Annotated in this window: 28 protein-coding genes and 1 tRNA gene; 10 read left to right on the forward strand and 19 right to left on the reverse strand. The window is 61.5% G+C overall.

The window, feature by feature from the left end; translation table 11 throughout:
• Window positions 1-6 precede the first annotated feature (6 nt).
• The 3 genes from ACYQ12_RS10120 to ACYQ12_RS10130 are packed head-to-tail and all read left to right on the forward strand — an operon-like array spanning window position 7 to window position 2034.
• On the forward strand, window positions 7-321 hold the full coding sequence (locus ACYQ12_RS10120) for a DUF1244 domain-containing protein (protein WP_459871006.1): 315 nt from the start codon (window positions 7-9) through the stop codon (window positions 319-321).
• On the forward strand, window positions 318-845 hold the full coding sequence (gene moaB, locus ACYQ12_RS10125; RefSeq protein WP_459871008.1) for a molybdenum cofactor biosynthesis protein B: 528 nt from the start codon (window positions 318-320) through the stop codon (window positions 843-845). Before ACYQ12_RS10120 ends, moaB begins: the two co-directional genes overlap by 4 nt.
• A complete protein-coding gene (locus tag ACYQ12_RS10130; protein WP_459871011.1) occupies window positions 838-2034 on the forward strand; it encodes a molybdopterin molybdotransferase MoeA in 1197 nt (398 codons plus the stop codon). The genes moaB and ACYQ12_RS10130 overlap by 8 nt, the downstream gene beginning before the upstream one ends.
• Window positions 2035-2206: 172 nt before the next feature.
• On the opposite strand, the gene ACYQ12_RS10135 is transcribed toward ACYQ12_RS10130, so the two are convergent.
• From ACYQ12_RS10135 to ACYQ12_RS10160, 6 genes are all read right to left on the reverse strand, one after another.
• Window positions 2207-2767: an acyl carrier protein phosphodiesterase gene (locus tag ACYQ12_RS10135; RefSeq protein ID WP_459871014.1), complete on the reverse strand. Its 561-nt coding sequence runs from the start codon at window positions 2765-2767 to the stop codon at window positions 2207-2209.
• Between the two features lie 6 nt (window positions 2768-2773).
• On the reverse strand, window positions 2774-3127 hold the full coding sequence (locus ACYQ12_RS10140) for a TusE/DsrC/DsvC family sulfur relay protein (protein WP_459871017.1): 354 nt from the start codon (window positions 3125-3127) through the stop codon (window positions 2774-2776).
• Window positions 3127-3417: a sulfurtransferase complex subunit TusB gene (gene tusB / locus ACYQ12_RS10145; protein ID WP_459871020.1), complete on the reverse strand. Its 291-nt coding sequence runs from the start codon at window positions 3415-3417 to the stop codon at window positions 3127-3129. The genes ACYQ12_RS10140 and tusB overlap by 1 nt, the downstream gene beginning before the upstream one ends.
• A 60-nt stretch (window positions 3418-3477) precedes the next feature.
• Complete coding sequence (locus tag ACYQ12_RS10150; protein ID WP_459871023.1) at window positions 3478-3858, reverse strand: DsrE family protein; 381 nt, start codon at window positions 3856-3858, stop codon at window positions 3478-3480.
• A gap of 35 nt (window positions 3859-3893) precedes the next feature.
• A complete protein-coding gene (tusD, locus tag ACYQ12_RS10155; protein WP_459871025.1) occupies window positions 3894-4286 on the reverse strand; it encodes a sulfurtransferase complex subunit TusD in 393 nt (130 codons plus the stop codon).
• A gap of 103 nt (window positions 4287-4389) precedes the next feature.
• Complete coding sequence (locus tag ACYQ12_RS10160) at window positions 4390-5058, reverse strand: Bax inhibitor-1/YccA family protein (RefSeq protein ID WP_459871027.1); 669 nt, start codon at window positions 5056-5058, stop codon at window positions 4390-4392.
• A 168-nt stretch (window positions 5059-5226) separates the two neighbouring features.
• On the opposite strand from ACYQ12_RS10160, the gene ACYQ12_RS10165 reads away from it, so the two are divergent.
• Together ACYQ12_RS10165 and ACYQ12_RS10170 are read left to right on the forward strand one after the other, a co-directional pair.
• Window positions 5227-5316 (forward strand) — tRNA-Ser (locus ACYQ12_RS10165).
• Between the two features lie 271 nt (window positions 5317-5587).
• Window positions 5588-5926, forward strand: a complete 339-nt coding sequence (locus ACYQ12_RS10170) for a DUF1654 domain-containing protein (RefSeq protein ID WP_459871029.1) — start codon at window positions 5588-5590, stop codon at window positions 5924-5926.
• 124 nt (window positions 5927-6050) lie between these two features.
• Here ACYQ12_RS10170 and ACYQ12_RS10175 read toward each other — a convergent pair whose 3' ends face one another.
• A complete protein-coding gene (locus ACYQ12_RS10175; protein WP_459871032.1) occupies window positions 6051-6221 on the reverse strand; it encodes an Arc family DNA-binding protein in 171 nt (56 codons plus the stop codon).
• A gap of 86 nt (window positions 6222-6307) precedes the next feature.
• Here ACYQ12_RS10175 and ACYQ12_RS10180 point away from each other — a divergent pair, with 86 nt between their 5' ends.
• The 5 genes from ACYQ12_RS10180 (at window position 6308) to ACYQ12_RS10200 (ending at window position 9196) form a co-directional block, all read left to right on the forward strand.
• Window positions 6308-6610 carry an Arc family DNA-binding protein gene (locus ACYQ12_RS10180; RefSeq protein ID WP_459871034.1) on the forward strand — a complete coding sequence of 101 codons (303 nt, stop codon included), beginning with the start codon at window positions 6308-6310 and terminating at the stop codon, window positions 6608-6610.
• Window positions 6610-7488 carry an endonuclease gene (locus tag ACYQ12_RS10185; RefSeq protein WP_459874500.1) on the forward strand — a complete coding sequence of 293 codons (879 nt, stop codon included), beginning with the start codon at window positions 6610-6612 and terminating at the stop codon, window positions 7486-7488. The genes ACYQ12_RS10180 and ACYQ12_RS10185 overlap by 1 nt, the downstream gene beginning before the upstream one ends.
• Before the next feature lie 542 nt (window positions 7489-8030).
• Entirely contained in the window at window positions 8031-8477 is a 447-nt protein-coding gene (locus ACYQ12_RS10190) for a Panacea domain-containing protein (RefSeq protein ID WP_459871037.1), read from the forward strand.
• Window positions 8452-8943 carry a hypothetical protein gene (locus ACYQ12_RS10195; RefSeq protein ID WP_459871040.1) on the forward strand — a complete coding sequence of 164 codons (492 nt, stop codon included), beginning with the start codon at window positions 8452-8454 and terminating at the stop codon, window positions 8941-8943. The genes ACYQ12_RS10190 and ACYQ12_RS10195 overlap by 26 nt, the downstream gene beginning before the upstream one ends.
• A gap of 40 nt (window positions 8944-8983) precedes the next feature.
• On the forward strand, window positions 8984-9196 hold the full coding sequence (locus ACYQ12_RS10200) for a hypothetical protein (protein WP_459871043.1): 213 nt from the start codon (window positions 8984-8986) through the stop codon (window positions 9194-9196).
• On the opposite strand, the gene ACYQ12_RS10205 is transcribed toward ACYQ12_RS10200, so the two are convergent.
• From ACYQ12_RS10205 to ACYQ12_RS10260, 12 genes are all read right to left on the reverse strand, one after another.
• Window positions 9193-16806, reverse strand: coding sequence for an LPD38 domain-containing protein (locus ACYQ12_RS10205; RefSeq protein WP_459871046.1), 7614 nt, complete (start codon window positions 16804-16806; stop codon window positions 9193-9195). The two genes, ACYQ12_RS10200 and ACYQ12_RS10205, sit on opposite strands and share 4 nt — an antisense overlap.
• A gap of 80 nt (window positions 16807-16886) precedes the next feature.
• Window positions 16887-17864: a hypothetical protein gene (locus tag ACYQ12_RS10210; protein ID WP_459871049.1), complete on the reverse strand. Its 978-nt coding sequence runs from the start codon at window positions 17862-17864 to the stop codon at window positions 16887-16889.
• Between the two features lie 56 nt (window positions 17865-17920).
• Window positions 17921-18532: a hypothetical protein gene (locus ACYQ12_RS10215; RefSeq protein WP_459871052.1), complete on the reverse strand. Its 612-nt coding sequence runs from the start codon at window positions 18530-18532 to the stop codon at window positions 17921-17923.
• Window positions 18533-18555: 23 nt separating this feature from the next.
• The gene (locus ACYQ12_RS10220; protein WP_459871054.1) at window positions 18556-19605 is read right to left on the reverse strand and encodes a hypothetical protein; all 1050 of its coding nucleotides are present in this window, start codon (window positions 19603-19605) and stop codon (window positions 18556-18558) included.
• A 1-nt stretch (window position 19606) separates the two neighbouring features.
• Window positions 19607-19909 carry a hypothetical protein gene (locus tag ACYQ12_RS10225; protein WP_459871057.1) on the reverse strand — a complete coding sequence of 101 codons (303 nt, stop codon included), beginning with the start codon at window positions 19907-19909 and terminating at the stop codon, window positions 19607-19609.
• 11 nt (window positions 19910-19920) lie between these two features.
• Window positions 19921-21171, reverse strand: a complete 1251-nt coding sequence (locus ACYQ12_RS10230; protein WP_459871060.1) for a hypothetical protein — start codon at window positions 21169-21171, stop codon at window positions 19921-19923.
• Window positions 21172-21227: 56 nt separating this feature from the next.
• On the reverse strand, window positions 21228-21635 hold the full coding sequence (locus tag ACYQ12_RS10235) for a hypothetical protein (RefSeq protein WP_459871063.1): 408 nt from the start codon (window positions 21633-21635) through the stop codon (window positions 21228-21230).
• The gene (locus ACYQ12_RS10240) at window positions 21635-22435 is read right to left on the reverse strand and encodes a hypothetical protein (RefSeq protein WP_459871066.1); all 801 of its coding nucleotides are present in this window, start codon (window positions 22433-22435) and stop codon (window positions 21635-21637) included. The genes ACYQ12_RS10235 and ACYQ12_RS10240 overlap by 1 nt, the downstream gene beginning before the upstream one ends.
• Before the next feature lie 10 nt (window positions 22436-22445).
• Window positions 22446-23420, reverse strand: a complete 975-nt coding sequence (locus ACYQ12_RS10245; protein ID WP_459871069.1) for a hypothetical protein — start codon at window positions 23418-23420, stop codon at window positions 22446-22448.
• Window positions 23420-24406 (reverse strand): hypothetical protein, encoded by a 987-nt coding sequence (locus ACYQ12_RS10250; protein ID WP_459871071.1) that lies wholly within the window; start codon window positions 24404-24406, stop codon window positions 23420-23422. Before ACYQ12_RS10250 ends, ACYQ12_RS10245 begins: the two co-directional genes overlap by 1 nt.
• Window positions 24399-25877, reverse strand: a complete 1479-nt coding sequence (locus tag ACYQ12_RS10255; protein ID WP_459871074.1) for a hypothetical protein — start codon at window positions 25875-25877, stop codon at window positions 24399-24401. The genes ACYQ12_RS10250 and ACYQ12_RS10255 overlap by 8 nt, the downstream gene beginning before the upstream one ends.
• Window positions 25874-26503 (reverse strand): phage adaptor protein, encoded by a 630-nt coding sequence (locus ACYQ12_RS10260; protein WP_459871077.1) that lies wholly within the window; start codon window positions 26501-26503, stop codon window positions 25874-25876. Before ACYQ12_RS10260 ends, ACYQ12_RS10255 begins: the two co-directional genes overlap by 4 nt.

Raw genomic sequence — 26503 nt, forward strand, 5'->3', positions numbered from 1 at the left:
CAACCCATGCAACACCTTGACGATACAACACGCACCGAGATTGAGGCGGCCGCCTTTCGTCGCCTGCTGGCGCACCTGGATGCCAACAAGGACGTCCAGAATATCGACCTGATGATTCTTGCCGACTTCTGTCGCAACTGCCTGTCGAAGTGGCTGGTGGCCGCTGCCGAGGAGCGCGGGCAGGCGCTGGATTACGAAGCAGCACGCGAACACGTCTACGGCATGCCATACAGCGAGTGGAAGGACAAGCACCAGGCCCCGGCCACGCCGGAGCAGCTCGCCGCTCTCGAGGCACGCCAGCGGAACAAGGGATCGGCATGAACACCGGTGAAGAATTCGTTCCCCTCGATGTGGCAGTGCTGACCATCTCGGACACTCGCACCGAAGCCACCGACCGCTCCGGTCAGACGCTGATCGATTGTCTGAACGACGCAGGGCATCGACTGGCGGCCAGACGGATCGTCCCCGACGATGTCTACCGTATCCGTGCCGTCGTCGCGGAGTGGATCGCCGATAGTGACATCCAGGTGATCCTGACCACGGGCGGCACCGGTTTCACCGGGCGCGACTCGACGCCGGAAGCTGTCAGCGTGTTGCTCGACAAGCACATCGAAGGCTTCGGTGAACTGTTCCGCCATCTGTCCTGGCAGGAGATCGGCAGCTCCACCATCCAGAGTCGTTGCCTGGGGGGGCTGGCCAATGCGACCGTGGTGTTCTGTCTGCCCGGTTCCACCGGCGCCTGTCGCACTGCCTGGAGCGGCATCCTGCAAGAGCAGCTCGACAGCCGCCACAAGCCCTGCAATTACGCCAATCTCGTCATTCCCGGCCGGGGGACGCATGGCTGAGCTGCAGAGCGTCGAGCGGGCTCTCGAGGCCCTGTTGCGAGACGTCGTGCCTCTTGAAGGCGAGTCCGTGGCATGCGATGCGGCGGCAGGTCGCGTGCTGGCGGTTCCGGTCATGGCCGAACTCGATGTCCCCCCCGCCGATAACAGTGCCATGGATGGCTATGCGCTACGCGCCGCCGATGCCGGTCGACGCCTGCCGATCCAGCAACGTATCGCTGCAGGCCATGCTCCGACCTTCTTGCCCGTCGGCACCTGCGCACGCATTTTCACCGGCGGGGAAATACCTCCCGGCGCCGATTGCGTCGTCATGCAGGAAAAAGTGGAAGTCGACGATACGGGGCAGGCGGACATCCCGCACGACATCAGGCCAGGCGATAACCTGCGCCGCCGAGGCCAGGATGTCACGGCAGGATCGGAATTGCTGGCGGCAGGGATACGCCTCGAGGCGGCGGTGCTTGGGCAGCTTGCCGGACAGGGCGTCGAGAGGGTCGTCGTGCGGCAGCGGCCACGGATCGCCTTGCTGTCGACCGGCGATGAAGTCGTCGATCCAGGACAGCCGCTGAAACCGGGACATATCTATAACTCCAACCGCCCCATGCTCAAGCGCCTGCTGGAACGCTTCGGTGCCGAGGTCGTGCTCATGCAGCACGTGCCCGATGACGCTGACACAACCCGCCGCCTTCTCGCCGACGCCGCGGAGCAGGCCGATATCGTGGTCACGACAGGCGGGGTGAGTGTCGGCGAGGAGGATCACGTCAAGCATGCCATCGAAACACTGGGCCAGCTCGACCTCTGGCGCATCGCCATGCGTCCCGGCAAGCCACTGGCCTTGGGCCGGATCGGCAATACCCGCCTGGTCGGCCTGCCGGGCAATCCCGTCTCGAGCTTCGTGGGAGCCTGGATATTCCTTCGCCCCCTGATGGGCGCTCTTCTCGCCTGCCCGGCATTGAACGAACTGCCCCGCATCGCTGCACGCGCGGATTTTGCCACACGCACCCAGCTACGCCGGCACTACATGCGTGTTCTTCTGGAATTTACACGAGATGGCATCATCGCTCGCGCTTTCGAAGATCAGAATTCCGCAGTGCTATCATCCTGCGTGCATGCCAATGCCTTGGCAATGGTGGAAGCGCATAGCGTGATCGAACCGGGTGACACCATCGAGTGTCTTTGGCTGGCGGGGACTTAGAAGACATCGCCAACGTATCTTCGCCGAGATCCGTGGGCAGGTCGGAGCGAAGGTCGTTCGCCATGGCGAATATAGCGTTCAGGAGAAGCTTACAGCGCCTTCGCAAAAACCCGTCTTGGGGCAAAAGCCGGTCATTTGGCGTCACGAAAGGTATTACCAATCGCGTAAGGCATTATTGAACCGGGTCACTCAGCTCGTGTCGCAGGGCGGGCCATAGCCGGTTAAAGTCCCGCTCAAGCGCTTCGTAATCCGCCATGAGCCAGGGGATCAACTGAGCCAGCGGATTATCGGAGCCGCGCAGACGCCGTCCGATACCTTCGATGGCCCGGCAGGTGAACGCGAAGTCCGCATAGCGCGTCAGCCAGTCCTCGGCGACCAGGTGTGGCACCATGGCGGCCAAGCGATTGGGCGCCGGCCGAGCGGCCATGACGCGATAACAGCGCCGAACCAAGTCGGGATCCTCATGATGAAGCGCCACGAAGTGATCCCAGACCAGATCCAGGGCGATCCCCACGAAGCGTCGCTGCGCGGAAGGGGCGCGGGCCTTGGCCTCGGCAATGACCGCGTGGCGATCAACGACGGCATCGACACGCCGATGATGCCGTATCCCCCGTGCCATCTCGGCGGGCCAGGCGGAGAGGTCCTGCCCTTTCACGCCGTCCGCGATCAGGTTGCCATAGAGAAAGGCATCGCTGCCATTGCGCGCCAGCCAGGCGTGAGCGAGAAAATTCATGATCGATCAGAGGCAATTGGTCGGTTTGGGCAACCCGGCAAGACGGGCGGCCACCTTGGCCGGACTTTCCGGAAACAGCTGCATCAGGTAGAGGGATTTCCCCTTCTCCGGACCTAGCGACTGCCCCACGGCCTTGACCAGTGGGCGCATGGCCGGCGCCGTCTCGAAACGCGCGTAGAAGTCGCGTAGCACATGAATCACCTCCCAGTGCTCCTGGCGGAGCTCGCGCCCCTCCTCCAATGCCAGCACCAGCGCGACTTCCGGCGACCAGTCGTCGAGAGACACGAGATAGCCCTCAGGATCGAGGGCCACGACACGATTCTCGACGTTTATGTAACGCGCCGCCTGTACTGTTCCCATCAGAACCAGCTCACCGTTTTTTCAGCCTCTTCCGTCAGGGTGACGAACCCCTCCATATCGACTACCCAGACCTTCTCATCGCAGCGTCCGAGCATACCACGAGCGCCCAGATCCTCTTTCAGGGCATAGAGACGCCCCGTCACGTTCTCGAAGTAGCGCACCAGCGCCGGCATGGCGCCAAGCACACCGTCTTCGACCAGCAGCAGGCGATCCTCGGGCCCCATGGCACGAAGTGCGTCCTGATAGATCCTGCTCGTAGCGGGAGAGCGATTCAGCAAGTGCAGAATCATTCGCGATGAACTCCTCACGTAGGTGTCGGACAGCACCGACATCCTTCCTTGTACCAAACGTCAGAAGGAAAAAATAAGCGTATGGTCTGCCAGCGTCGCCGCAACCTCATGCGCTGACAATAGCCTGACGGGCAATCGAAGATCATTCTCGTCCAGCCCACGACTGGTCAACGCGTCACGGTCCACCAGAATATCGTCGATGTCATACATTTCGAGCATATCGATCTGGGGATGCGTTCCTTTCTGCCCCAGCGGGCCGCCACCCTGACCTTGCAGCAGTGCGGTGACGCCATCTCCGGTCAGCAGAAGCTTGACACCCTGTCCCAGAGCAGCGGCAACCAGCGCTACATCCAGCCCTTCGCGCAGCCAGCTGCTGCCATGTGGAGCATGACGCAGCATGACCAGAACTTGCTTGTCAGCCGCTTCATCACGAGAGGCCATGGCGTTTACTCTTTCGCAGTCTTGCCCTCGAGACATCAGGGGGCAAAGGTGATCAGACGATCATGGTTCAGGCCCGCGTCGATCAGTTGACCCAGCCCGGTCAGCTCAAAGGGAAACTCAAGGCTATTGCCCGCCTTGCCATGGCGAGCGGCCTCCTTGTCGTCGAGCAGGCCACGCCGCAGCGCAGCAGCAATACAGACCAGCAATGACGTGCCATAACGGGCGTGCAATTCACACCAGGCATCCACGAGGTGGGGCTCATCCTGGGGTGGCGCCGCCAGACGAGCCGCATTGTAAACGCCATCATGATAGAAAAAAACGGTCGCCAACTCATGGCCTCTTGCAATCAGGGCATGCGCAAAGCGGATGGCCGAATGGGCCGCCTGGTGACTGTAAGGTCCTCCATGAACGATCAACGCATAACGCATGGGCGTCCTCTCTCGCCTGACCGACAGCTACGAACCAATAATTGCTATCCAACCCATAATGACAAGGCCCCGCACCAGGCGGGGCCCAACGCATCTTCACACATCAGTCGTCGGACATGATGCCCAGCAGGGACAGCAGACTGACGAAGAGATTATAGATCGAGACGTACAGGGTGATGGTCGCCAGGATATAGTTGGTTTCACCGGCGCGATGCACCATTTCGCTGGTCTGATAGAGAATCGCCGCAGAGGCGAACAGGACGAAACCTGCAGATACCGCCAGCGCCAGCCCTGCAATGTTAAAGACCATTGCCGCAATCATGGCAAGCACCAGCACGATAGCGCCCGCGATCATGAAATTGCCCAGGAAGCTGAAATCCTTGCGCGTGATGAGCGCTACCGCGGACAGCCCGATGAAGGTCGCGCCGGTCATCGCCAATGCGGTCATGACCAATTGCGCCCCATTGGGGACTGACAGGTAGAGATTCAGCAGCGGACCCAGCGTGAACCCCATGAACCCGGTGAAAGCGAATGTCGCCAACAATCCCGCTGCCGAGTTCGCCGTCTTGTGCACCAGGAACATCAGGCCATAGGCACCAATGAAGAACACGAATATGTTCATCTGCCCGACGCCCATGGCCATCGCGGCACCCGCCGTTGCAGCAGAAAACAGCAATGTCATGGCCAGCAGCATATAGGTGTTACGCAACACCTTGCTGGCGCTTACCGAGCGCGTCTGACGCTCGGTAACATGGGAAGTCTGATAGGCCATAGGTCTGGCTCCTGTCCTAGTTGGGAAACCGTCAATAAGACAAGAATGCCCGTAACAGGTTCCTTAAACAAGGATTGTTGCGAAACGTTCGCATGCAAATAACTTGTTGAAACCAAACGCGGCACTTGACGAAACAGAACAAGCTGGTAAGATTGCTCGCCGTAAGCCGGAGGGATGGCAGAGCGGTTGAATGCACCGGTCTTGAAAACCGGCAAGGGTTAACGCCCTTCCAGGGTTCGAATCCCTGTCCCTCCGCCACAATACGAAGGGGAATCAGTCACTTGGCTGATTCCCCTTCTTCGTTTCCGCCTGCAAAAATCCCCCAAAGTGCAACGGGTGCAACGTTTGCTGTTGCACCGCCCGCCCTAGACCAGTGCCTAATCACCATTTTTTAGACGAAAGTATTAATCTTTTCCCTGCTCGCTCAACCCTTCGGGCCGTTGATATCCGCGTTCCGCTTAACGCTTGCCTTTCTCTTTATCCGTTTACGATACTGTACAAACAACCAGTAATCGCAAAGGAGGAGATCATGACGTTTGAAACGGAGGCCGCGGAACAATCTTCCTACATCAAACTCGGCAAGCGAATGCAGCGGGCGGTCAACTCGCCCCGGGGCCGAGTCGCCCAGAACATCATTCTCGAGCGACAGCCTGACGAGAGCACCGAAGACTGGGAACGCATGCTGGAACCTGGCAGAGATGTCAGCATGAGCCTGCCGCCCTCTGCAGCGCATGCGCCCTTCTCGCCGCGCCCACGACATGCTCGTGGCACTCAATGGCATGATGGCTGCCGAGCGTCTGTAGCGCCGGCCCTAGCTCGCGCTGCCAACGGCTCGCCATCCACTTGGCGTGATAGCACAACAGCCTGAGCTCGACCGCCTGCGATTCGCTGAGCGTCACCCGCCCCTCCCGCCTCTTCCAATATCCAGCGTGCCGCTTGCGGGCAATCTGCCCGCTCTTACGTCTCAATCTGCTCATGTGGCCCTGTCTGCGTTATGTCTTCGACCGGTCTCCCTTCCCTCTATGCTCCTCCTGAGCAAGCGATTGCTCGAGGCGATAAGCGATCTCGGAGCTCAGGCTCCGACGATTCTGCTTCGCCCGCTGTCGCAGTCGCTCCTTTATACCGCTGGGCAGGCGTACGTTGGTCTGTTCGTGAGCGGCCATAAGAAAGTCCTTTTCAAGCGTTGCGCTTTATAAAGCTAGCACACCGCTACATTGACCCATGTAGCACTTTGCTACATCTTCGCTGCATGGCAGATACCGACCCCCAGTTGAACATGCGCATCCCTGAGTCGCTCCGTGACTTGATAAGAGATGCTGCAAAACAAAACAGACGCTCTCTCACGGCGGAAGTGGTCGATCGCCTCGAAGAAAGCTTTGCTCGAGAGGGATTGCTCAAGGGACCTCGCTCCTTCAGGCCGCGCAGTGCTGACGACCCTGATACACGAGAACTCATCGTAATGATGGAGCTGATGATGAATCAGCTGGACCTGATGCGCCGCGAACTTGATGCGAGGATGAAGGGATTGAAGAGCGAGGATGAGCCGTCTTGATGCATCGCGCCCTCCTTCTGCTCTCCTGCTTGCTCATCGCACTACCCACGTTTGCTGACGCCCCCTCGTCGTTCTCAGCAGCCAAACGGATTGCTTGGGAAATCCACGCTGATCACAGGGAAACTTTCTACTGCGGGTGCTCGTATGGCGGACCTGATAACACACCAGACTTGGCCGGCTGCGGCTACCAGGTGCGCAAGCAAGAGGCGCGTGCCAACCGAATCGAGTGGGAGCACGTCATGCCGGCTTACGACTTCGGGCGGGCGCTACAGTGCTGGCAGGAAGGAGGGCGTAAGAACTGCGAGGCAACCAGCCCCGAGTTCAATCGGGCCGAGGCCGACCTGATCAACCTCGTGCCGAGCATCGGTGAGGTCAACGGAGACAGGTCGAATATGGGCTACGGCATGGCGACCAGTACCGACGCGTTTCAGTACGGCGCCTGCAAGTCGAAGGTCGATTTCGGCGTTGATCGCTTCGAGCCACGCCCTGAAGTGAGAGGCGATGTAGCCCGGATCTATTGGTACATGAGCGACACCTACGACATCAATATCAGCAGCCAGCAGCAACGCCTATTCGAAGCGTGGGCAGCGGCGGACCCTGTAGATAGCTGGGAGCGCCTGCGCAACCAGCGTATTGCCGCGATCCAAGGCCGTGGCAATCCATACGTTGATTCCAAGGCGACGCCCGCACCGCTCCCTACCCCAGCGGCCAACGATCCGGTCTTCGCTCAGCCATCAGCGCAGTTTGATTGCGGGACGAAGAAGACGTGCAGCGCTATGTCCAGCTGTCAGGAGGCAATATTTCATCTGCAGCAATGCGGTAATGGAAGGCTTGATGGCGATAAGGATGGCACGCCGTGTGAGGCTATCTGCCGGTAACCGTAATGCTGAGCCATGACGGCGAAAGGAAGGTGACGCGGTATCAGTAGCCGAAAGGTCGCAGATGCGCGCCAAGCACACCACTCTGCTCTAATATAGGTTCTCCACAACAAGGAGAACATCATGAAGAAAGTTGCTATCGCTCTGCTCGCCGTTCTGGTCCTGGGGGCTGGATCTGCTTATGCGTGCCCCAAGGGAGAGCATCCTCACGGCGGTACCGGACCTCACCACAAAGGTGGCTACTGCTCTTGATCGCAAGATGGCGCCGGCATTCAGCCGGCGCCAACCGTTTGGTTATTTCAAATTCGACCCTGCTAGAGCATAACGATCAGAGTAAATGTTTCAGGCTACTGGCCGATGTGATGGTAGATGGTGAGAGTTGAGGAGTTGAGGTCTAGGGCTGATCGATGCCGGGCAGGCCCGGGCGTATGAGGGAGGAACGAAGGGCGGCGCGTGATGCAGTGGCGTTTGATTGTGGCTTGTACTGTACTCATATATAGTCGTAATTCATTTTTGAATATAACTGAGCTTAGGAGGTACTTATGGCTATCTCCGCAATGCAGGCAGCCAAAGCGGCCTGCCAGATGTCAGGTTGGGATCTGAGCAACTTGCAGCTGCACAAGCTCCTATACATCGCCCACATGCTGTACTCGGGTACTCATGAGGGAGAGCCGCTGATCCATGACGAGGACTTCCAGGCCTGGGACTACGGCCCGGTTTTACCCTCCGTCTACCGTCAGTGCTCAGCTTTTGGCAGCTCAAAGATACGAAACGTGTTCAATCATGTGCTACCTGATCCAAGTGCGGATGACGAGTATGAGTTCATTCAGGATGTACTGAAGCAGTTTGGGGACACGCATCCTTATAAGCTCGTCGAGCTGACACATGAGCCGGATTCCGCTTGGGCGCACACCTATATCCCTGGCGTCAGGAACATGCCTATCAGTCATGCAGAGGTCCTGGATGAGTACCAGCGACGATTCGGATAAGCAGGACCCTGGAAGTCCCTCCGGTAGACGAACCTCTTCAGCCATGCGTGCTAATCTCCTTGAGAAGCTCAAGCAGATGGATAGCAGCTTCGGCTCGACAAGATCAGATCAGAGCCGTTCCAGGGCAGAGCAAAGGTTAGAGGAAGAGCTGGATGCTGAGCGCGATGGGAGGCAGGAAGATCGTTTCCTGTTCATCATTGCGCTCTTTGTTTTGTTCGATATATGGACATTAAAGGATTCGGGCACCTGGGCGCTGCCCATAGTCCTAGCGGTCATACAGCTTTTCGCCCTCCTCATCCTTGCGCGGCGCATGGGAATTGAGGAGATACACTTGATCCTCAACCAACTGCTTCCTCATTTCAGGTTGAAGAACAAGGACGCCGATGATTCACCCCCGGTCGGCCAAAAAAAACAGGGTGTAACCAGCCCGGCAGCCAAAAAATATGAGCCGCCGCCAGAGGAATGAAAATCTCGCATTCCGCGCCGCGCCCCGTTACGCTACACCCATGAACATGGATACATTTGGCCCGGTACTGATGGCCCTGCCGCTGTTTGGCTTGCTGGTCATGACCGTAATGCCGCGTGACTGGCAAAACCTGCAAGGCTGGCTGATCGTCAGCTTTGTGGCCATCCCTGGCCTATTGCTGGTGATCTGCTTCCCTCCCCTGGTCTTCGGGCTGCTGTTCTTTGCCGGCGTGTTCGCCAGCAAGAAACGCTAGCTGGCTGCCCTCGCCTCCTGCACCCGCTCACCCAAGGCCCGCTGAATCTGGTTCTTCACTGCACGCAGCCTATCCATGCGCTGCCGCTTCTCTTCGCCGCCCAGATTCGATCGGCGAATCAGATCCATCTGCTGGTTCACCGTGCGCAAGCGTGACTGGGCGCGATTGAGTGCCGGGCGCAGCCTGAGCATGGCCTGCTTGCTGTCGGCGACTTCCCTTGCCTTCTCCAGCTCCCCCATCTCGCGCAATTCTTTCACGTCTGAATAGGCGCGCTGGGCCTCGCGCATGCCGTCGTAGAACAACGTGCCGTATTTGGTATAGCGGTCCTCGTCATCCAGGTTCTGGTAGAAGCGCCGTATCGGCTGATATTCATACCAGCGCTGCGCCGGGCTGGATTCGCCATTCAGGGTTCTCCAGCCGACATCCGTCGCACCGGCTGCCCAAGCGCCGACCTGCCCTAGATAACCCTGAATGAGGTGATCGACCTGCACCGGGGACAGTGCCAGCGGGTTGTCCTCCTTGGAGATGCCCAGCCATTCACCCAGTGCCCCCGCCGTACTGTTCAGGGCCGTGCTGACACCTTGTGCCGCGGCTGTCGTCGAGCTGTTGCGGCGCAGTTCTGGTGATAGCCGATCCATGCCCATGCTCTCGATCGGCCGGCCGGTGAAGTCGTCCTTGTTTGAGTAAACATTGAGAATCGGCTGGAAGGCCTGCGGTACCGGCGAGAAGCTGAACGTATCGGTGAGCATGTGCACCAGGCGCTGACGGAACAGCGCGCCGGTTGCCTCGTCATCCATGGCCTGCTCGAGCATGCGCTCTGTCAGCGTGGCGATGGCGCCCACTTCGAACGGCTTGGGAATGAAGAATGCCTTGTCGCCTACCCTGAACCACCAGTAGGTATCCTTCTGCCAGTCCTCGAGCTTGCGGTATTCCTCGTCGTCGTGGTTGTGGGCATACAGCGCCATGGTGGCCACGGCCAGTGCACCGGTCACGGTCCAGAAGCGTGCTGCCGCCTGCTTGTCACTGACGCCAGCCTGCCCCTTGCCGAACGCTGCAAGCACGACATTGGCGCCGGGCTTGATGCCGCTACGGTAGATCTTGTCGAGGCCCTGGATGCGGGCATTCAGAAACGGCACGATGTCGATGAGAATGCGCACGGCCGGCCAGGCACCGTGGGCGCTGAAGTCCATCAGGTCACGGCTCTCGAAGGCCGAATACAGCTTGCCGCGTCCGGCTTCTCGGTTCTGCTGGTAGACCGCGGCGCGGTTGACGTTCTCGGCGAAGTTGTTGACCTCGTTCCAGCCAGCCCACAGCTTACGTATTGCGGCAGAAGGCAGGGCCATTACGCCGGGCAGTTGTGAGCCTGGTAGCCCAATGATCTTGGCGTTGCGCATGTTGCGGGTTAGCTGAGCGCGCAATTCGTCGGGGTTGTCGCCGTAGAGATGCCCGAAGTTGAAGTTGGCGCCGCTGGCCATCATGCGCGCATGGGCACGAGCGTCGCGTAACGTCCGGCCCCCGGTGAGCATGTTGGCCAAGGCGTTCTTGCTGACCTGGGACGTTGCCGAGGCCTGGAGGCTATCGCGGATCAGGTTCGCCACGACGAACTGCGGCGTGACGGTCGTCATGTTCGTGAACACGCGCTTGAAGCCGCGCATCACTTTCATAGCAGTGCTATTCATGCCCGGGTGCGCCAGGCTGGTGATCGCTTTGAACACCAGCGGGTCGTCGATCTGGTAGAACACTTTCTTGCCATCGCGCATCACGAAGGTGCTGTTGGTGGTGTCGCGGTTGGACTCTGGTACTACCTGGGCAATGCCCACCTTCTCGGCATTCTCCACGGCCTGCATGGCGGCCTGGTTCTTGAGGCTCGCCTCCATCAAGTGGTGGAAGTTCATCATCGTGTTCTGCAGCAGGTCATTCAGGTTCTCGGTGCCGCCCTTCAGCTTCTTGAAAGCCTGCTGCCGGGATAACCCACTGGTCGCGATCGGGCCCTGGAATGTCTTGTCCTGCTCGCTGACGCGGTAAAACGGCACATAGAACTCGTCGCGCCACATGGCCCGCTGATCGGCGCTGATGATGCCGGACTGTTCGGCGATGGCGAGCACGTCGTCACGGTACTGCTGGAACTCCTTGAATACGTCGTCGTAAAGCTGGGCGCGGTTGCGACCGTCTTCGGTAGAGCCGCGGTTCCAGTTGCGCATTGCGGCAATTTCGGCCGGCTCGAACAGGTTCTCCCGGCCTTCGGCGGCCAGCTTCGCCGACCGGTTGCCGGCAATCCAGCCCATGAAGCGCTCGATCTCGGCGGCACTACCCAGGCGCCCCAGCACACTACCCAGCCCCTTGCTGTCGTCGTCGCGGATGTCGATGACCTTCTCGTCGGGATCTAAGTAGACGCGGCCATTGTGGAGCATGGCATGCAGCGCGCCGTTGGCGGCATTGGCCATGCGAGCCAATACCCAGCTCGAGGATGCGGTGCTGTTCTGGACGACGTCGCGGTCGCCGGCAGCGGCCCGGTCGATCTCGAGTAGCGCGGCATAGCGGTCCACCATGCCCTGACGAATCTTCAGGCCGGCACGGTCGGCATGCTCGCGGAACCAGTCGATGGCGCGTCGCGTCGGTGTCTTGGGTCCAATCTTGTCAGCGGCGCTGCGGTCGGTATCGGTGAAATCGTTGAACTGGGCGGATAGCGGGATGCGACGCTTCGAAGCGAGCGCATAGAGGGGATCGTTTAGAGGTGCTTCAGGTCCGGATCGATCGCCAGTTGCTCCTTCATCCACTGGCCAGACGCCTTCATCTCGCGCCGCAGAGACTCGATCTCGGACGGTGTCAGGCGATAGATGTCCCTTGTCGAACTTGAGGAGCGTTCGAGCTTCGGATTGGGTGAGGCCTTCGAAGCCATGTCCGAAGGTGTCACGCCACCAGTTTTCGATAGAGCCGAATCGGTCACGGACTTGCTCGATAACGGAGGGTTCAACGGCAAGTTTGCGCGAGTACTGCTTGCCGGTCAACGCCGTGACGCCCAGGACGCGCCCGCCCTGGTCTTCGATGTGCGTCTTGAGCTGGGCCAGCGTGCCACCCTGAGTCAGTGTGTCGTCGATCAGAACGTAATCGCCGGCTCCCACTTGACCATCAAAGGTTGGCTGTCGGCCCAGCCGATCGAGTGCTGACGCCGAGGTGCGCGAGACTTTCTGGACCTGTACGGCATCGTCGCTGACATCCAGCCCAAGCCGACTGGCCAGCACATACGCCGCGGCTTGGGGGATGCGATTATCACCGGCACCTTCTCGGGCCAGGACAGGCACAATGCGAGGATGGGCCCCGTCGGGAATCAGTTGCCGAACCTGCTCGACATACTCCGGCGTGACTGCATCACGCGCCAGACGCAGGGCTGCCTGGTTATCCCCGGCCTTCGCCGCCTCGTAATCAGGATGGCTGTTGAGCCAGCGAAGCGGATGAGCAAGGGCTGCGTCAGGGAAGCTTTCTCGCCAGCCGCGACGGGAGAATAGCGGCTGATCCTGTTGCTGATCGCCGCCCTGCTGCTCCGCCTGCCGCTTCTGCAGCCACGCCCGGCTCTGCTCGCCCAGGGCCAGCACGTCGGTATACGTCCAGGCGACGGTCGGGAACAGCTTGCGCAGCAGGCTGCGGATCTTCGCCATGGCACGCTGCCAGGCCTTGGGGCGGAAGCCCTTCTCAAGCAGATGGGCGACCATTTCCTCGGCGATGGTGATCTGATCGTCGGGGTTATTGCGGTCGAGGAAGGTGTAGGTCTCCAGCACCTCATTGAGCGCTTCGCGGCCCTTCGGATGGTGCGGCAGGTTGCGGTACAGGCTGCGCATCACCGGAGCCAATTCGTCGCCGAGTACAGCGCGCATGCCCTTGTGACCGACGGTTTCGTGTACGGCGGTGCGCACGGCCTGCTCCAGGCTGTCGTTGTTCGAGGCGATGACGTAGAGCTGATCGCCGACGTACAAGCCGCGCACGCTCTGGGGGCTCACGCCCCGGAACGCCATACCCATAAGCACGTCAGGCGGCAAGTCACGGGGATGATCGATGACCTCGACGTCGTCGAACTCCGCATGGCCGGACAGGGCTTCGCGAACGGCGTCGGCGGTGAGTGGCTGAGCGGTTCCTGCAGTTTGATCGCCGAGCGAATAGCGGGCCTCATCAGTCAGCAAGTCGCTCTGCCCCCGCGCCATGGCCTCATCCGCCTGCCGGTCACTGCCGGCCAGCGTGAAGTCCCTGGCTTCGGCATCCGCCTGGGCGCGCTGCTCCTGCTCGAGGCGCTGGGTGGTTTCGGCCTGCTGCGCCTGTTCACGGGCCCGGTCGCGCTCAGCAAGATCCCGTTCGCTGTAGGTTTCGAGCAGGGGTGCGTCGTCTACCGCTTCGGCTTCTGCAGTCCTTTCGGCAGGCTCAGCTTCTCTCCCCGGGGCAGGTTCCGATTGGCCTCGCCCAGTGCGTCCTGAAACATCCCGCGCAGGTGTTCGTTGCTCCGGGCGCGCAGCTGGATCTTCTCGGTTGAACGCGGCATCGAATACGTCCTCGTTGGTAGTGGTGTCTTCGAACAGCGCGCCATTGCGCTCGCTCTCGGCGCGACTGCGCACTGACTGACCAATGTAACGCGCCGCGTCGCTCAGTGTACGACGGGAGCGCATGCTGTTGTTGAATGCCAGTGCCAGCTCGGCGGTCAGCGCCGGCACCGGGTCGCTGAAGGCATCGCCCTGGTTGACCAGTTCCCGCACGCCGATGCCCTCCTGACGGGCGCGGCGAACGATACGCACGGCATCGTTGATGGTATCGATGGCATCGAGCGCCTCTTGACTGCCGGTCTCGCGGGCAATCGCCAGATCCGGCGCGGCGGATTGCAGGGCCGCCGTCAGGTTGCGCATGGCGTTACCCTGCTCGGTGGCCATCTCGACCATATCGGGGTCGGCGTAAGCCTTGGCGAACACGGCACGCTGCATGCGCTGTCCGAGATCAGGCGCAGCTTGGCCGTCACGCGTGGCATAACGCGCCGCCTCGTTGTTTCCCAGACGAGAGACGAAGGCGCGCTGGAAGGCACGGTTGCTGGCTGCCAGGGGATCGCCAGTCTGGTCGGGGCTCCATTGCTGCAGATCGTCGGCGCTCAGGCTGTCCGCATCGGCCATGGCCTGCTCGTAGCCGCTCATGCCGGAGACGGTGGACTCATTGGCGCGACGAGCGAACTCGGCGCGGTCGATGTTGGTCGCGCGCTCGCGCACCAGCACCGGCTGGGCCATGCCTTCGACGGCGGCAGGGTCCATGCCCAGGGCGCCGGCCTGCTGTCGCACGTAGTCCCGGTACCGGCGGGACTGTTCGCCGTTCTGCTGGTAGGCCTGAGCCAATGCCATCGTGCGGCCGTTGCCGGACTCCACGACGCCATCGGGACCGATGATCGGCGCGCCGGTGGCGGCATCGCTGCTGCGACCGAGACGCTCCGGATTGAGGTTGGCGGCAATGTTGCGCACCTGCACCTGGCTGTTGGCGTTGGTGCGGTCCCGAGGCTGCAGCTCCTGCGGATAGCGGGAGTTGATACGACCGTCCGGCGCGTTGGATGCCGTCAGGTCGGCCAGATCCACCACGCGGTAACGGGTCTGTACCGGTGTATTGTCGGGCAGGTAGGCGGTTTCCACCGGGCCGCGTGTGCGGGAGAGCTCGGCGACACGCTGCGCCTGACGCTCCATGTCGGCGCGCTGGGCGTCACGGCCCTGCTGGGCGCCGGTATCGGTGAAACTCGCACGGTCGAAGGATTGATCAAGGCCGGTGTTGGCATTGCCGCGGCGCGTGGTCTCGCCCTGGCCATAGACGATGCCCTGAACGGTGATCTGAGGGCGCTGGGCAGCGACCTGCTCACGCATGCGACTTGCACCCTGCTGCTGAGTGGCCATCCGCTCGTCGCGGCGCACGGCGCGGGCCTGCGGGTCGTATTGGGTGGTGTCGGCGGTCGGTCCGCCCATGTTGATCACGGAGGGATCGGGGGCGCCCAGCCGCGGGGCGCTATCCTGGCCAATCAGGCCGGATAGGCGGTCGGGCTCGGCAAGCTGGCCCTCGAGGGGACGCTCGCGGGAGCCGGCGCGATTAAGGGCGACGGTCAGGTTCTGAGTGATACCTTCGGCGCGGGCGGTGAGCCGCTCGGCCAGATCGAGGTTGCCGCTGTCGTAGGCGGACTCGGCGCGGTTGAGCACCGACTGCAGGTTGCGAAGGCGGGCCTGCCCTTGATCGGAGCCGCGTGCCAGCCCTTCCAGATCGGCGGCGGCGTCCAGGGTCATCTGGATGCGGTTGCCCAGCTGCGCGGCGCGCTGCGGCGCTTGCGCGGTCTGCTCCTGACGCGTCACGCCATCGGCCATCTGCTCGGCCTGTTGTGCGGCCTGCGCCTGGCTCAGGGCATCACCACCGGCGGCAGCCGTCTGCTGTCGGGCCTGGCTGATCGCCTGATCCTTGCGCTGCTGGGCGCGCTGCACCGGAGGTGTATCGTACTCCGACCAGGCGTTGCGCCACTGCTGCTCGCCCACATTGGCGTTCTGGAAACGGGCGGGATCTGGATCGGCGTCAGCCCCCTGCTCGGTCGGCGGCAGGTTGTTGCGCCGCTGCTCCTCGGCAGCCACGGCGGACTGGGCGCGGCCACGTTCGACGATGCCGGCAGGGGCGCCCATGGCGCCACCCATCAGACCGCCGGCCGCCGCGGCGTCGATAACCTCTTTCCAGTTGGCTTCGCCCAGGTTGTTGAACAGGCTCTGTCCGTTGTTATCAACCCAGTACTTGGCGTGCTGCTCGATCAGGGTCTGCAGGCCCTCGGTCGAGGATTCGGCGAGCGTCTGGGTCAGCATGCCCTTGCCAGCCGCGCCTTTGAGCGATTGATCTGCGGTACGCTTCAGGCTGGAAACCGTGCTATCGGCGATCTCGTTGGCGGCTTTCTTTGCCAATTCATTCCCGCCGAACTTGCGAAGGGCGCGCATTACCGGCAGTGCGTCGAGCGCGCCAGCAATGGATCCGTGAGTCAGCGCGACGTCGGCATTCTCGACCTCACCCATGATCGAACCGGTTTCCATGCCCGCTGATGCGGCATAGGCGCCGATGGCCTGGCCGGCCCGGGTCGCGGCCTGCTTGGCAACGGTCCCGGCCAGCATGCGCGCACCGACGCCACCCACGCCGCCGCTGACCATGGACGTGGCCAGCATGGGCAGCAGGTTGCCTGCGGTGTAGCTCGCCCACTGCAGCGCGCTGGTGTCGGGGTCGGTGAACAGGTCGGTGAAGCCGTAGCCCAGGCTGTTTTCCTCAGCCTCGGCCATGTTGCGCTGGTAGACGTCGCGACCAGCGTTCCATGTGGATTCGCTGCCGAGCTTCTCGCCGGCCGCCATGAGCAGACCGCCACCCATCGCCTGCATTTGATCGACGCCGGCAGAGAAGCCAGCGCCGAAGCCTGGCTTGTTGTCGGATTGAGGCTTAGCGCCCTCGAGCGTGCCGAAGGCGGCATAGCGCAGCGCGCTGTCGGAAAGGTTGCGGTACTGGGGATGTTGGGCGAGCAGTCCGAGCAGTTCGTCGTCGGATGCATCAGCCAGGCGAGGATCCTGGCGCAGTTGTTCAATCAGAGCCATGCAGCGTTGTCTCCCGACAATGCGTTGTGAATCGCTACACGGCGCAGGCGTGGTTCAGCCAGCGCCGTGTAGCGGACGGGTCATTGTACCTCGATACCGCTATCGCGCAGCTGTCGCAGCGCATCCATGATCTGGTTGCGCTGGAAGTCGGTCGTGCTGGGGTCGTCGTGCAGCCGGATCAGTTCGCTGGCCAGTTGCTGACCACGGCTGACCGATTCGGCATCGGGCTCGATCGCCCCACCGTTGCGGGCCTGGTTGACGCTCGCGGCGAGCCAACTGTCGGCACCACCGTTGCGCTGGCGTGTGATGGACTCGACAAGATCCGCTGCTTGCTTGGCGGTGGCGTTCACGACACGCTTGTGCTCGTTGCTCTGCGCTTTCTGCTGGCTGGCCTGTCGCTCCTGCTGGAGCAAACCTCGGGCGCTGGTCGGCTCCTGCGGGGCCTGCTCGGCTCCGGCGTCGGATGAGGCTGGCGCAGATGGGGTACTGGCGGCGTTGCCACGCATCGCGACTACATCATCGGCCAGGCTGCCACCGCCGGCGCCCCCGTTCATACCAAGCATACTTTCCAGTTGAACCTGCAACTGATTGCGTTGCAGCTCAAGCTTGTTCTTCTGTTCCCCTTCCAAAGGGACATTGGAGTTATACAGCTGTTTGTCGATGGCCTGGATCTGGCTCTGCAGATATTTGCTCTGCGCCTGCTGGCGCTCAGTCATGGCGCCGCCCAGCAAGCCTTTCGGACTGATGCCTTCCGGCACCGCGGCGGTTTCGCCGGTGGCCGTGTTGAATCGCGTGTAGCCGCCGTCATCGGTGGGTACCATTTGCCATGCACCGGCATTGGTCCGGTAGTTGGCGCCGGCTTGCCGCTGGTCGGCAAGACGCGCCTTTTGCTCGCGGTCTGCAGTGTTCTGCTCGGCCGTGAAGTCGCGTTGCTGCGCATTCTCGTCCGAGGTGAACTGCTGCTGATCGTTTTGCTGCTCCATCGCCAAGTTGTGATCCATCTGCTTCAGCGCTTCCTGCCGCTTCTGCTCGATACTGCTCTGTGCATTCCATTGCATTGCCTTCCCCCCGCCGGCCACTGCCCCAGCGAGTACGCTTCCGAGTAGCCCTGCCATCACATACCCCCTGCTTGCTGCGGTTGTGCTGAGGCCTGCTGCACTTGCCCGCCCTGCCCAGTGGCTTTTGCTTTAGCCTCGCGCAGGGCGCGTATCATTTCGGCGTAACGCTGTCGCTGGCCGGGCTTCATATGCTTGGATGCGGCCTTGCCGAAACGAGCCATAGCGATCATGAAGCCAGCTTCGATGGCGTCACCGTCATCTTCGGCGAGCACGCCGCGGCGAATAGCCATTTCCCCCACGGCCTGGGCCACGATCATTGCCGCCTGAATCATCACGCCGGGCGGAATGGTCTTTCCCTGTTCGACCAGCGCTTGGTAGGCGGTGAGCAGCAGTTGCGAGACCACGCTGCCGATAGCCTCGGCAGGCTGGTCGCGGCGCTGTTCGAGTTGGGCGCGTACTTGATCGAGCGCCGGGCCGTAGAGCGACTCCAGCATGGCGTTGACGAGCTGCTCGCGCTGCTGGCCGCCCTGTTCGGGACTCATGTTCACGCTGGGATCACCTTGCGGCGCAGTCTGTTGATGCTGGCCCGGCCGAGCCTGTCGTGATGGGGGCGGGGTGCCTTGGGGGTGGGCCTGCGGCTGCATGCCCTGCTGGAGAAGTCCTGCCATGTGTCACCTCGCGGCGAGTGGAGTTAAGCGAAAAAGCGTTCGGCGTAACTTGAATATCCGTCGAAGTCTACCGCACCGTAACGGGCGCTAGGGCGTCTCGTGGCCGTATTGGACGGCGCGCTGTTCACGGCGCTGGCAAGCAGTCCCTGAGATTGGGCTCCACCCGTTCCGGAGCCTATTGCCGAGCCTTCGTTCGGGTCTGCAAGGGCGGCTTGGCGGCCAAAGTTCTTGCCCATCGCACCGGCCAGCAGCCCACCGGCAACAGCGCCCGGCAAGCCTGCCACCGACGCGCCTGCCCTGGCGCCTGCCATGCTACCGACCTTCCCGCCCAAGAAGCCGGTAGCAGCGCCGACCGACTGCTGCGCCAGGCTATGGCCGAAACTGGAATCCAGATTGGCGCCGGTCATGTCATTGTAGTGCTCGATGTTCCGTGCCGCTTCCCGGGCTGACAGCGCAGTGTTGATACTCGTACTCAGCGCCACGCCCGGCACACCGCCCACCAGGCTGGCCACGGTAGAGATTGTGCTGCCCAGTGCGCCCGGGCTGGCATTCTCCTGAATGCTACGCTCCGCCTGGGCATCCGTCATGGGGGCGGCGTCCAGGCGATCCATGAAGCTGCGCTCTGCTTGCTCGCTGGTGTCATTCAGGCTGGCTACGGCGCCCTCTGCGACGCCACTCATGGGGGTGCCGGTCTCCACGCTGCCGTATAGCCCGCTGGCACGACGGGCCTCGGTGCGTGTCATGCTGGCCGTGTCGGCTCGTGTTGTTGCAGTGTCCCGGCCGGTATCTCGACTCAGGCCGCCCCCCTGCCCGGCAACTACCCCGCCTGAATCCACCTCAGAGCCGAAACCGTTTGAGTAGCCGCCGCCATCATCCCTCGAAGATCGGCTTGAGGCATCAACTGCATTGCCGATGGCGCCACTGTAACCGCCACCGCCTCGTCCGCTATTGCCGCCACCGGCGGCTCCCTTGCCGGCACCCGAGGACGAGCCGCTGCTGCCGCCATGAGAACCGCCTGGAGAGCCAGTGCTGCCGCGCCCGACGCCGCCGCGACCGTCAGAATCGCCTGCCATGTCACTGGCCCTCCGTAATCAGGCCGTTGGAAATCAACCCATTGGTTACGGTATTCAAATGCGAGCCATAATTGCCAATCTCTCCGGGCTTGGCATAGGCATCCTCGCGCTTGCGCTTGTACATCTGCATATCGAAGGCGCGTTGATCTTCCGCTTCCTTGTTTTGCAAATAAGCCTGCCCCACACCTACAGCCACACCTCCGATAAGGTTGGCGGCCTCGGGATTTTCGCCAATCCAGTCGAACGCGGTGGTGGCGTATTTTGCTGCTGACGAAAAAAGATTGCCGACACTATCCCAGTCCATTGCTCATCTCCTTACGCGGTTGGAAACACGCCGGTATCGGCTAGGTAGTTTGGCAAGCTCTGGTAGAGGCTTTGCTGGAACTGGATATCGCTATCGCGCATAGACATGACCTGCTCGATCATCTTCGTCTTGTCTGCAGCGGCGATATTGCTGTTGGATTGGATATTGTTGATGGCGTCCATTGACTGAGCCACGATGTCGGTGACGTTATTGCCCATCACGCCCCATGCGTTGGCCATGCTGGAGCCGTACAGTTTTTTCATCTCCTGTTCAGTTTCCTGCTTGAGCAGATCGCCCCTCAGCCCGTATTCCTGCGCAGTGGATTCTAACTGCTGATTAAACAAAACTTGATCACGCTCACGCTGGATGCCGGCTTGCTGATCGGTGATCTGCTGGGTGCGCTCAAAATCGTTGGCCGCCTGGGCTTCCTGCAATTCCGCGTTGAGACGCTGCATATCCTTGTCGTAGCTGGCCAGCTGCTCGTCGCGCTGACTCTGGAGTTGAGCCTGCTGATCGTTGAGACCCTGCTGCTGCTGGTAGCTTTGGTCGGAGAGCTGCGTCTGATACCCGAACTGCTGATCGTTGAGACCCTGCTGCTGCTGGTAGCTTTGGTCGGAGAGCTGCGTCTGATACCCGAACTGCTGATCGTTGAGACCCTGCTGCTGCTGGTAGCTTTGGTCGGAGAGCTGCGTCTGATACCCGAACTGCTGATCGTTGAGACCCTGCTGCTGCTGGTAGCTTTGGTCGGAAAGATAACTTTCACCCAACAGGCTGTTAGCCTGGCTGCGCATCTGGTTCTCGGCGTTGGCGTTGAACTGGGCCTGGTCGAAGTAATTTCCGGAATCCTGAAGCGCGCCCTGTCCCATGATCTGGTTTTGCTGGCTTCGCATCTGGTTTTCCTGCCCAGTGTTGAATTGGGCAAGGTTGGCGTAGGTCTGGGCGTCTTGCAGGGCGAAGGGTTGCGCGTTCTGAATCATCGCGCCCTGGCTTGCGCCCGCTGCCATGCTGGAGTTGAGCAGGCCGCGCCGGGCCGCCTGTTGCCTTCCCTGCGTCGCCGCCTGCTTCATCAGCGGCGAATCGCTCTTGAGCATGCTGTTCAGCAGGCCGGCCGAGGTCTGGCCTTGGGAGACGGATGCTTTCGTCGCGCCTTGGAAATCGACGTCTGACAGAAGCCCCAGTGCCGTCTGATCCTGCGAAACACTGGCCGTTTTGGCGGACTTCATCTTGTTGAGCGTATCTTGAAGACTATCGGTTGTTGCCATGGGGAAACCTCACGGTTTGCCGGAAATTGAGAATCAGGGAGCGAGCGATTCCCACATCACCGCCCTGGCCGCTCGCTATCTTGCACCGCACCCGATAGCACCGCCTCGGGATCGATCGTGAACCCGGCATCGACCAGCATCTGCAGCCCAGCTGGCAGCGTTGCGGAGTCCAGATCGATGTGCTCGCGTACCGTGCAGTCGGTGATCAGCGCCTTAACCTGGGTGTTGTCGCTACTCAGGATCGGGTACTTCTGATCGCCGAAGCGGTCAAAGAAGGCGCCGACGGTGATGTGGCGAGGGCTAGTATCGATTGGTACGTAGCCATCCAACGCAAGCCTCCCTTCATAATCGGCAACTACGTAATCGCCAACAATACGCGCGTTTGCAAATAATGCCTTGTCGTCTGGGTAGCTTACCAGCCTGCTGCCGGGAATGTGTTCAACAGGAAACTGTACAGTACGCATCACAAGATTCCTCCGAGCGCCACATAAGTCTCTTTGACAGTTTTTGAAAACGATGTCATTGATGCTCTAAACGGGGATGACCCGCACTGTTGCACAAACCCATTATAATCAGTGCAGAACAGTTGTCTGGACTGATTGTAGTCGCTTGCCAACAACCCAACCTCTCGCGCAGCGTATAAATTCACTGCCGATTGCTTTGAAATGTTGTATATAGTCAATCTCGCACCGTCAGAGAATGTGCTAGTGCTGCCGGTAATTATTACGCCAAGCCCATCCGTCGTCACAAGCTTTCCACCTGTACTATATTCGCTAACGAAAGCAAAGCTATTATCGACCTCTATCAAAGAATAGCCGCCGATATAGAAGCCTGATAGGTCTGGTTTATGCCAAAATCCGTTGTACATCTCTGTTGAACTAACGCCCGCATCAGCAACAGTCAAATCTACGGATACGCCAGAAAATGAACCGTCTGATATGGATACTTCTCGAATAAAAAATGTTGCCGATCCGTCTGTAAAAGCAAATAGCAGGCTGGTCTGACTATACCAGCAGGCGCCGACCGTTGCCGTGGCTCCGGGAACATCTGAATAGCTTATCGTCCACAGGACTGAGCCACCCTGGTAGTAGGACCAGTTGCCTGTTGTTGCTCCTGCTTCAAAAGCGTCCCCGGTGTTTTCCGGGTGACCAAAAGCAACAGAGCTTCCTGCTGGGTAAGCAGGAAGGACGTCAACTGGCGTTATTCCGTATACTGATCCACTACCACCGCCACTACCCCCAAAGAAATCGCTCAAGTTGCTCATCATTAACTCCTTATGCCAGGACCCAGCCGCGGGTCGCGTCTGCGTAGCTCAGTGTGATGGCCGCATTGGCCGCGTCGATCGTCAGATCCTCAGCCAGCCCCATGATGTTCGCGCCGTTACGTCCGACGACGCAGGTCTCGCCACCCGACAGATTCGACACCCGCACCCAGTCGCCCACCCTGGGCGACGCAGGCAGGATCAATGCCAAGCTGCTGGTCAGCACGTAGGTCTGAAATGCCGCCGCCGTGGTGCTGTCCGAGATCACCTGAATGGCGTCGGTATTGCTGCGCTTTCCGTCCAGAGCGCTCTGCAATCCGGTAACGGCGCTGATCGCGTGGCTGTGCGTCGCGGGCGGGAAGGTTGTCGGCTTGTCGGTGACGCTGGTCCATGTGTGTGAGTGCGTCGCGGGCGGGAAGGTTGTCGGCTTGTCGGTGACTTCATCGAACGTCGGCCAACGGGTGGCAGCTTCAGGCGTGTCGGTCACCTCGCTGAAGGCGGGCCAACGGGTGGCGGTGACAGGTTTGTCCTGTACTGCATCCCAGCCCAGATCCGCTGCCGACTTGGCCTTCTGGCTCCAGTGATAGGCGCTGAATTTGCCCGGCTCAACTTCAACGTCTTCCGCTTCGCTCGCCCATTTGCCGGCCAGTTGCGCGCTGGTATCGGCGGCCTGACGATCTTCGCCGGTCGCTGTCCTGTCCTGCCCTGTCTGCTGGGCATTGCCGGCTGCGGACTGTGCGCTACTGTCTGCTTCACTGGCTGCCTGTAACGCCTGAGCGCGGGCCGCGTTGTAGTCCGCGCCGCGTACCAGCATGTCGTCCCAGTAGCCGCTGCCCCCAGTGTCATTGGGGCCCGTGCCACTGATAGGCGCCGTGCAGAAATATGACTGACCATCGTCTTCTACCACATCGTATTCGGCATACGAGGCTGCAGCATCATACTGGCCGCGCCAGTTGAAGCGTACGCGGCCCAGATTGAGTATTGGCATTACAGGATTACCTCCATTTCGCCGGCGGCATTGATTGAGAAGGTGCTGTCATCCGCGTAGCCCATGAAACTGACGATCAGGTCCGCGCCACTCAGCTCAAAGCTGAGAAAATCCACGGTCGTGGTCGCGCCGATCCGCTCTTCGATCTCAACGGAATGTTGCTCCGATGCGGCAGCAGCCTGGGCGCTTTTAGCGGCGCCGCTGGCCGAATCACCGGCAGCCGAAGCGCGAGCATCTGCCGTACTGGCCGAGCCGGCGGCATTGGTGGCCGACTGACTGGCGCTAGATGCGGATTCGCTCGCGGCATTGCGATGTTCCAGCGTCGTATCGCGGTACTGCTGAGACAGATCGCGGGCGGCCTGGCTGGCATCGCGGGCCTGCTCGGAGAACCCCTTGGCGCTCTGGCTAGCGTCGCGGGCAGCCTGCGACGCGTCGCGTGCCTTCTCGCTGCCCTGCTGGGCGACCTGCGACCCATACAGCGCTTCGCGTGAATGATCGCGGTGCTGCCGCGCCAGATCGCGGGCATCGAGTGCCTCATCCTTCAGCCCGCGCGTATCCGCCTTGAGCTGCTCTAGTTCCTCGGCATTGATCGCCAGCGCAAGGTTGGCCGTGCTGAACGTGGTGTCGCTGATGTGCCGGACCTGCACGACATGGATGTTGTGCGTCACCGGATTGCGCAGCACGTCGTTAATGAAATATTCGGTATTGGCCGCCCAGTCGCCGCGCCAGTTGAGGCCGGCCAGCAGAGCCAGGTTGCCGTCCTGATCGAAGCCCACTACCCGGCGACGGCGTTGGTACGCCGACGCATTCAACTCTTGACTGATCGCCTCGGCGGGCAGCTTGATGGCGCGGTTGGTGTCTTGCTCGACCAGCCCCATGCCGGTGGCGATCTGATCGAACTTGTCATCCACCTCTTGCGCCTTGGCGGTGGTGCCCGGCTGCAGGCGCTGCGCCTCGTTGCTGTTGTCGTAGTACCGATTAGCCACGGCGTGCTCTCCTCATGTCGAACGCCAGGTCGTAGCCCAGCACTTCGTGCGGCTCGCTGATGCTGTTGCTGTAGATGGCGAAGTTGATCGCGGTTCCGCTGCCGGCGATATCCATCGGCTCTTGCGCCAAGCTCGGCACCGACCAGGTGAACTCATCCCAGTTATCCGCGTTCCACAGCCCGCCGCCGAGAATGAATGACAGAATCTGGCGCAGGTGGCGGGCGGACTCGATCTTGCCGTAGTCGAAGTCCGGCTGGATGCTGATAGTGGCGTCGCTCCCCGAACGCAGATCCCAGAATACGCGCCGGAAGCGCTTGCGCGCCGAGGGCTGCTTGAGGTCGGTATAGGCCAGCGTCAGAAACGCCTCGATGGGCTCGCCGTTGAACGAGGGGGCGTCGTTGCCCAGGCGATGCACGCGCCCCTGATCGTCGCCGAACAGCAGCACCTCCTGGCCGTTCTCGTACTCACCGGCATGTGTGACGCGGACCTGGTCGGGGTATTTCACCGTGGTAATGCCGGTCGGGCTCAGGTACATGCCGGTGCCGTTGTCGAAGTACACGCGGTACTGAGCGAGACGCTTGCTGACCACGCTGGCCACCACGCGAGTGGCCAGGCCGTCCTCGGCGAACAGCGATTCCACACGAGCGCCCGGCTGCAGAGGCCGGAAGTCGCCATACTGCTGGGTCGCGTCCAGGGCCGTGATGCCGCGCTCGGCAATGAAGTACGGCTGCATCAGCGACTGCGCCGAGTACGGCCAGGCGCCACTGTTGGGCACGGTGGTCTTGAGCTGGAAGTCAGCGCTGCTGGTACCGTAGAGCGTCTTGACGCTGTCGCGGCAGAGGATATGCAGCACGCCGCCGGTGCCCGGCACCAGGCCGGTCAGAGTCTGGCCGACGCCGATCTCGCCGGCGCCGCCGGTCGCCGCGTCCCACACGGCAGGCTCGCCAATGCCGGAGTGCTGCAAGCTGCCGGCGGGGAAGCCCAGCATCAAGTGATTGCTGAACAGGGCGATGTAGCGAGCGCCGGCCATGGCGCCAGTCAGTTCGGTGAACGTGCCGCCGCTGGTCAGCTCGAACGGCTTGCCGCCGCCGACACCGTAAAGCGCCCGGCCGGCCTCGGTGGCGTAGACGTTGCCCTCGACGAACTCGTGGCGGCCATTGTGAAGCGCCCCCGCTATCCCGACCACGTCCCAGCTGTTCGTGCCGGTATTTAGCGTGTACAACGTGGCCGTGTCGGCCCCAACATCCTTGCGCACGGCATGAATAGCGTCGTTGAACGTCACCACGCCCAGCATCGGCCCCTCACCGGGGACCACCGGGCCTTGCTGGGTGTAGCCGTCGATGCGCCGATAGCCGCCGCTGATCGGACACTCGTAGTTGACCGCATACAGGCAGGTACCAGGGGACAGCTGACGGGGCGGCGTCATCAGGTCGATCCCCCCGCCCAGAGCGATGTAGCTGGATTGGCTCATGCCAGGGGCCCCGCGAAGCTGAGGGTGGGCAGTTCCGACAACTCCATCTGGCTGAGCAGCCGCGCTGCATTGATGCCCGCTTGCTGGACCACTTCGGGGGCGTTCTCGTAGAGCCCGTACTGCAGCATGGCTCGGTAGACGACGAGCATGTGGTAGCGCTCAGGCAGGCGCGGCGTGTCGGTGTTGCTCTCAAGCACCTGCGGCGTGCGCCAGTACTCGAAGGTTATCTCTCCCGATGTCGCCGGATAATCGTCCAGATGCAGAATGCCATCGGGGGCGATGGCGACATGACGCGGCCCTTGTCCGGCCGGCTCTCGGTAGCGCTCACGAAAGACGGCCCAACTCACAACCTGCAATGTCTTGCCCTGTAGGCGTAAGGTGCCGGCATCCCAGCGGTCGAAGTCATCCGGCAGCAGGTATTCGCGGAAGTCGTGCACCACGTCCACGCCGCCCTGTGCCCAATCGAAGCGCCAGTCGCGGCGCTCAGCCTGCAACTCCGCCCAAGCGTCACGCACCCAGCCGATCAGTCGCGCATACTCCCCCGACTGCCCGGCAATGTTGGACGGGCCATTACCCGCTGCGCCAACCTCCCGGCGCAGCCGTTGGCAAAGCTCGAGGAAGGTCAT

It is taken from the genome of Halomonas shantousis (assembly GCF_054654615.1).

Excerpts from the sequence above, each read along its gene's own strand:
- ACYQ12_RS10235 (WP_459871063.1), bottom strand. The coding sequence starts at position 21,635 with ATGCGTACTGTACAGTTTCCTGTTGAACACATTCCCGGCAGCAGGCTG.
- ACYQ12_RS10130 (WP_459871011.1), top strand. The coding sequence starts at position 838 with ATGGCTGAGCTGCAGAGCGTCGAGCGGGCTCTCGAGGCCCTGTTGCGA.
- ACYQ12_RS10170 (WP_459871029.1), top strand. The coding sequence starts at position 5,588 with ATGACGTTTGAAACGGAGGCCGCGGAACAATCTTCCTACATCAAACTC.
- ACYQ12_RS10180 (WP_459871034.1), top strand. The coding sequence starts at position 6,308 with ATGGCAGATACCGACCCCCAGTTGAACATGCGCATCCCTGAGTCGCTC.
- ACYQ12_RS10175 (WP_459871032.1), bottom strand. The coding sequence starts at position 6,221 with ATGGCCGCTCACGAACAGACCAACGTACGCCTGCCCAGCGGTATAAAG.
- moaB (WP_459871008.1), top strand. The coding sequence starts at position 318 with ATGAACACCGGTGAAGAATTCGTTCCCCTCGATGTGGCAGTGCTGACC.
- ACYQ12_RS10205 (WP_459871046.1), bottom strand. The coding sequence starts at position 16,806 with ATGGCTCTGATTGAACAACTGCGCCAGGATCCTCGCCTGGCTGATGCA.
- ACYQ12_RS10260 (WP_459871077.1), bottom strand. The coding sequence starts at position 26,503 with ATGACCTTCCTCGAGCTTTGCCAACGGCTGCGCCGGGAGGTTGGCGCA.
- tusB (WP_459871020.1), bottom strand. The coding sequence starts at position 3,417 with ATGATTCTGCACTTGCTGAATCGCTCTCCCGCTACGAGCAGGATCTAT.
- ACYQ12_RS10185 (WP_459874500.1), top strand. The coding sequence starts at position 6,610 with ATGCATCGCGCCCTCCTTCTGCTCTCCTGCTTGCTCATCGCACTACCC.
- ACYQ12_RS10225 (WP_459871057.1), bottom strand. The coding sequence starts at position 19,909 with ATGGACTGGGATAGTGTCGGCAATCTTTTTTCGTCAGCAGCAAAATAC.
- ACYQ12_RS10160 (WP_459871027.1), bottom strand. The coding sequence starts at position 5,058 with ATGGCCTATCAGACTTCCCATGTTACCGAGCGTCAGACGCGCTCGGTA.
- ACYQ12_RS10140 (WP_459871017.1), bottom strand. The coding sequence starts at position 3,127 with ATGGGAACAGTACAGGCGGCGCGTTACATAAACGTCGAGAATCGTGTC.
- ACYQ12_RS10120 (WP_459871006.1), top strand. The coding sequence starts at position 7 with ATGCAACACCTTGACGATACAACACGCACCGAGATTGAGGCGGCCGCC.
- tusD (WP_459871025.1), bottom strand. The coding sequence starts at position 4,286 with ATGCGTTATGCGTTGATCGTTCATGGAGGACCTTACAGTCACCAGGCG.
- ACYQ12_RS10230 (WP_459871060.1), bottom strand. The coding sequence starts at position 21,171 with ATGGCAACAACCGATAGTCTTCAAGATACGCTCAACAAGATGAAGTCC.
- ACYQ12_RS10195 (WP_459871040.1), top strand. The coding sequence starts at position 8,452 with ATGAGTACCAGCGACGATTCGGATAAGCAGGACCCTGGAAGTCCCTCC.
- ACYQ12_RS10190 (WP_459871037.1), top strand. The coding sequence starts at position 8,031 with ATGGCTATCTCCGCAATGCAGGCAGCCAAAGCGGCCTGCCAGATGTCA.
- ACYQ12_RS10255 (WP_459871074.1), bottom strand. The coding sequence starts at position 25,877 with ATGAGCCAATCCAGCTACATCGCTCTGGGCGGGGGGATCGACCTGATG.
- ACYQ12_RS10220 (WP_459871054.1), bottom strand. The coding sequence starts at position 19,605 with ATGGCAGGCGATTCTGACGGTCGCGGCGGCGTCGGGCGCGGCAGCACT.
- ACYQ12_RS10240 (WP_459871066.1), bottom strand. The coding sequence starts at position 22,435 with ATGAGCAACTTGAGCGATTTCTTTGGGGGTAGTGGCGGTGGTAGTGGA.
- ACYQ12_RS10135 (WP_459871014.1), bottom strand. The coding sequence starts at position 2,767 with ATGAATTTTCTCGCTCACGCCTGGCTGGCGCGCAATGGCAGCGATGCC.
- ACYQ12_RS10215 (WP_459871052.1), bottom strand. The coding sequence starts at position 18,532 with ATGGCAGGACTTCTCCAGCAGGGCATGCAGCCGCAGGCCCACCCCCAA.
- ACYQ12_RS10200 (WP_459871043.1), top strand. The coding sequence starts at position 8,984 with ATGAACATGGATACATTTGGCCCGGTACTGATGGCCCTGCCGCTGTTT.
- ACYQ12_RS10245 (WP_459871069.1), bottom strand. The coding sequence starts at position 23,420 with ATGCCAATACTCAATCTGGGCCGCGTACGCTTCAACTGGCGCGGCCAG.
- ACYQ12_RS10210 (WP_459871049.1), bottom strand. The coding sequence starts at position 17,864 with ATGCAATGGAATGCACAGAGCAGTATCGAGCAGAAGCGGCAGGAAGCG.
- ACYQ12_RS10150 (WP_459871023.1), bottom strand. The coding sequence starts at position 3,858 with ATGGCCTCTCGTGATGAAGCGGCTGACAAGCAAGTTCTGGTCATGCTG.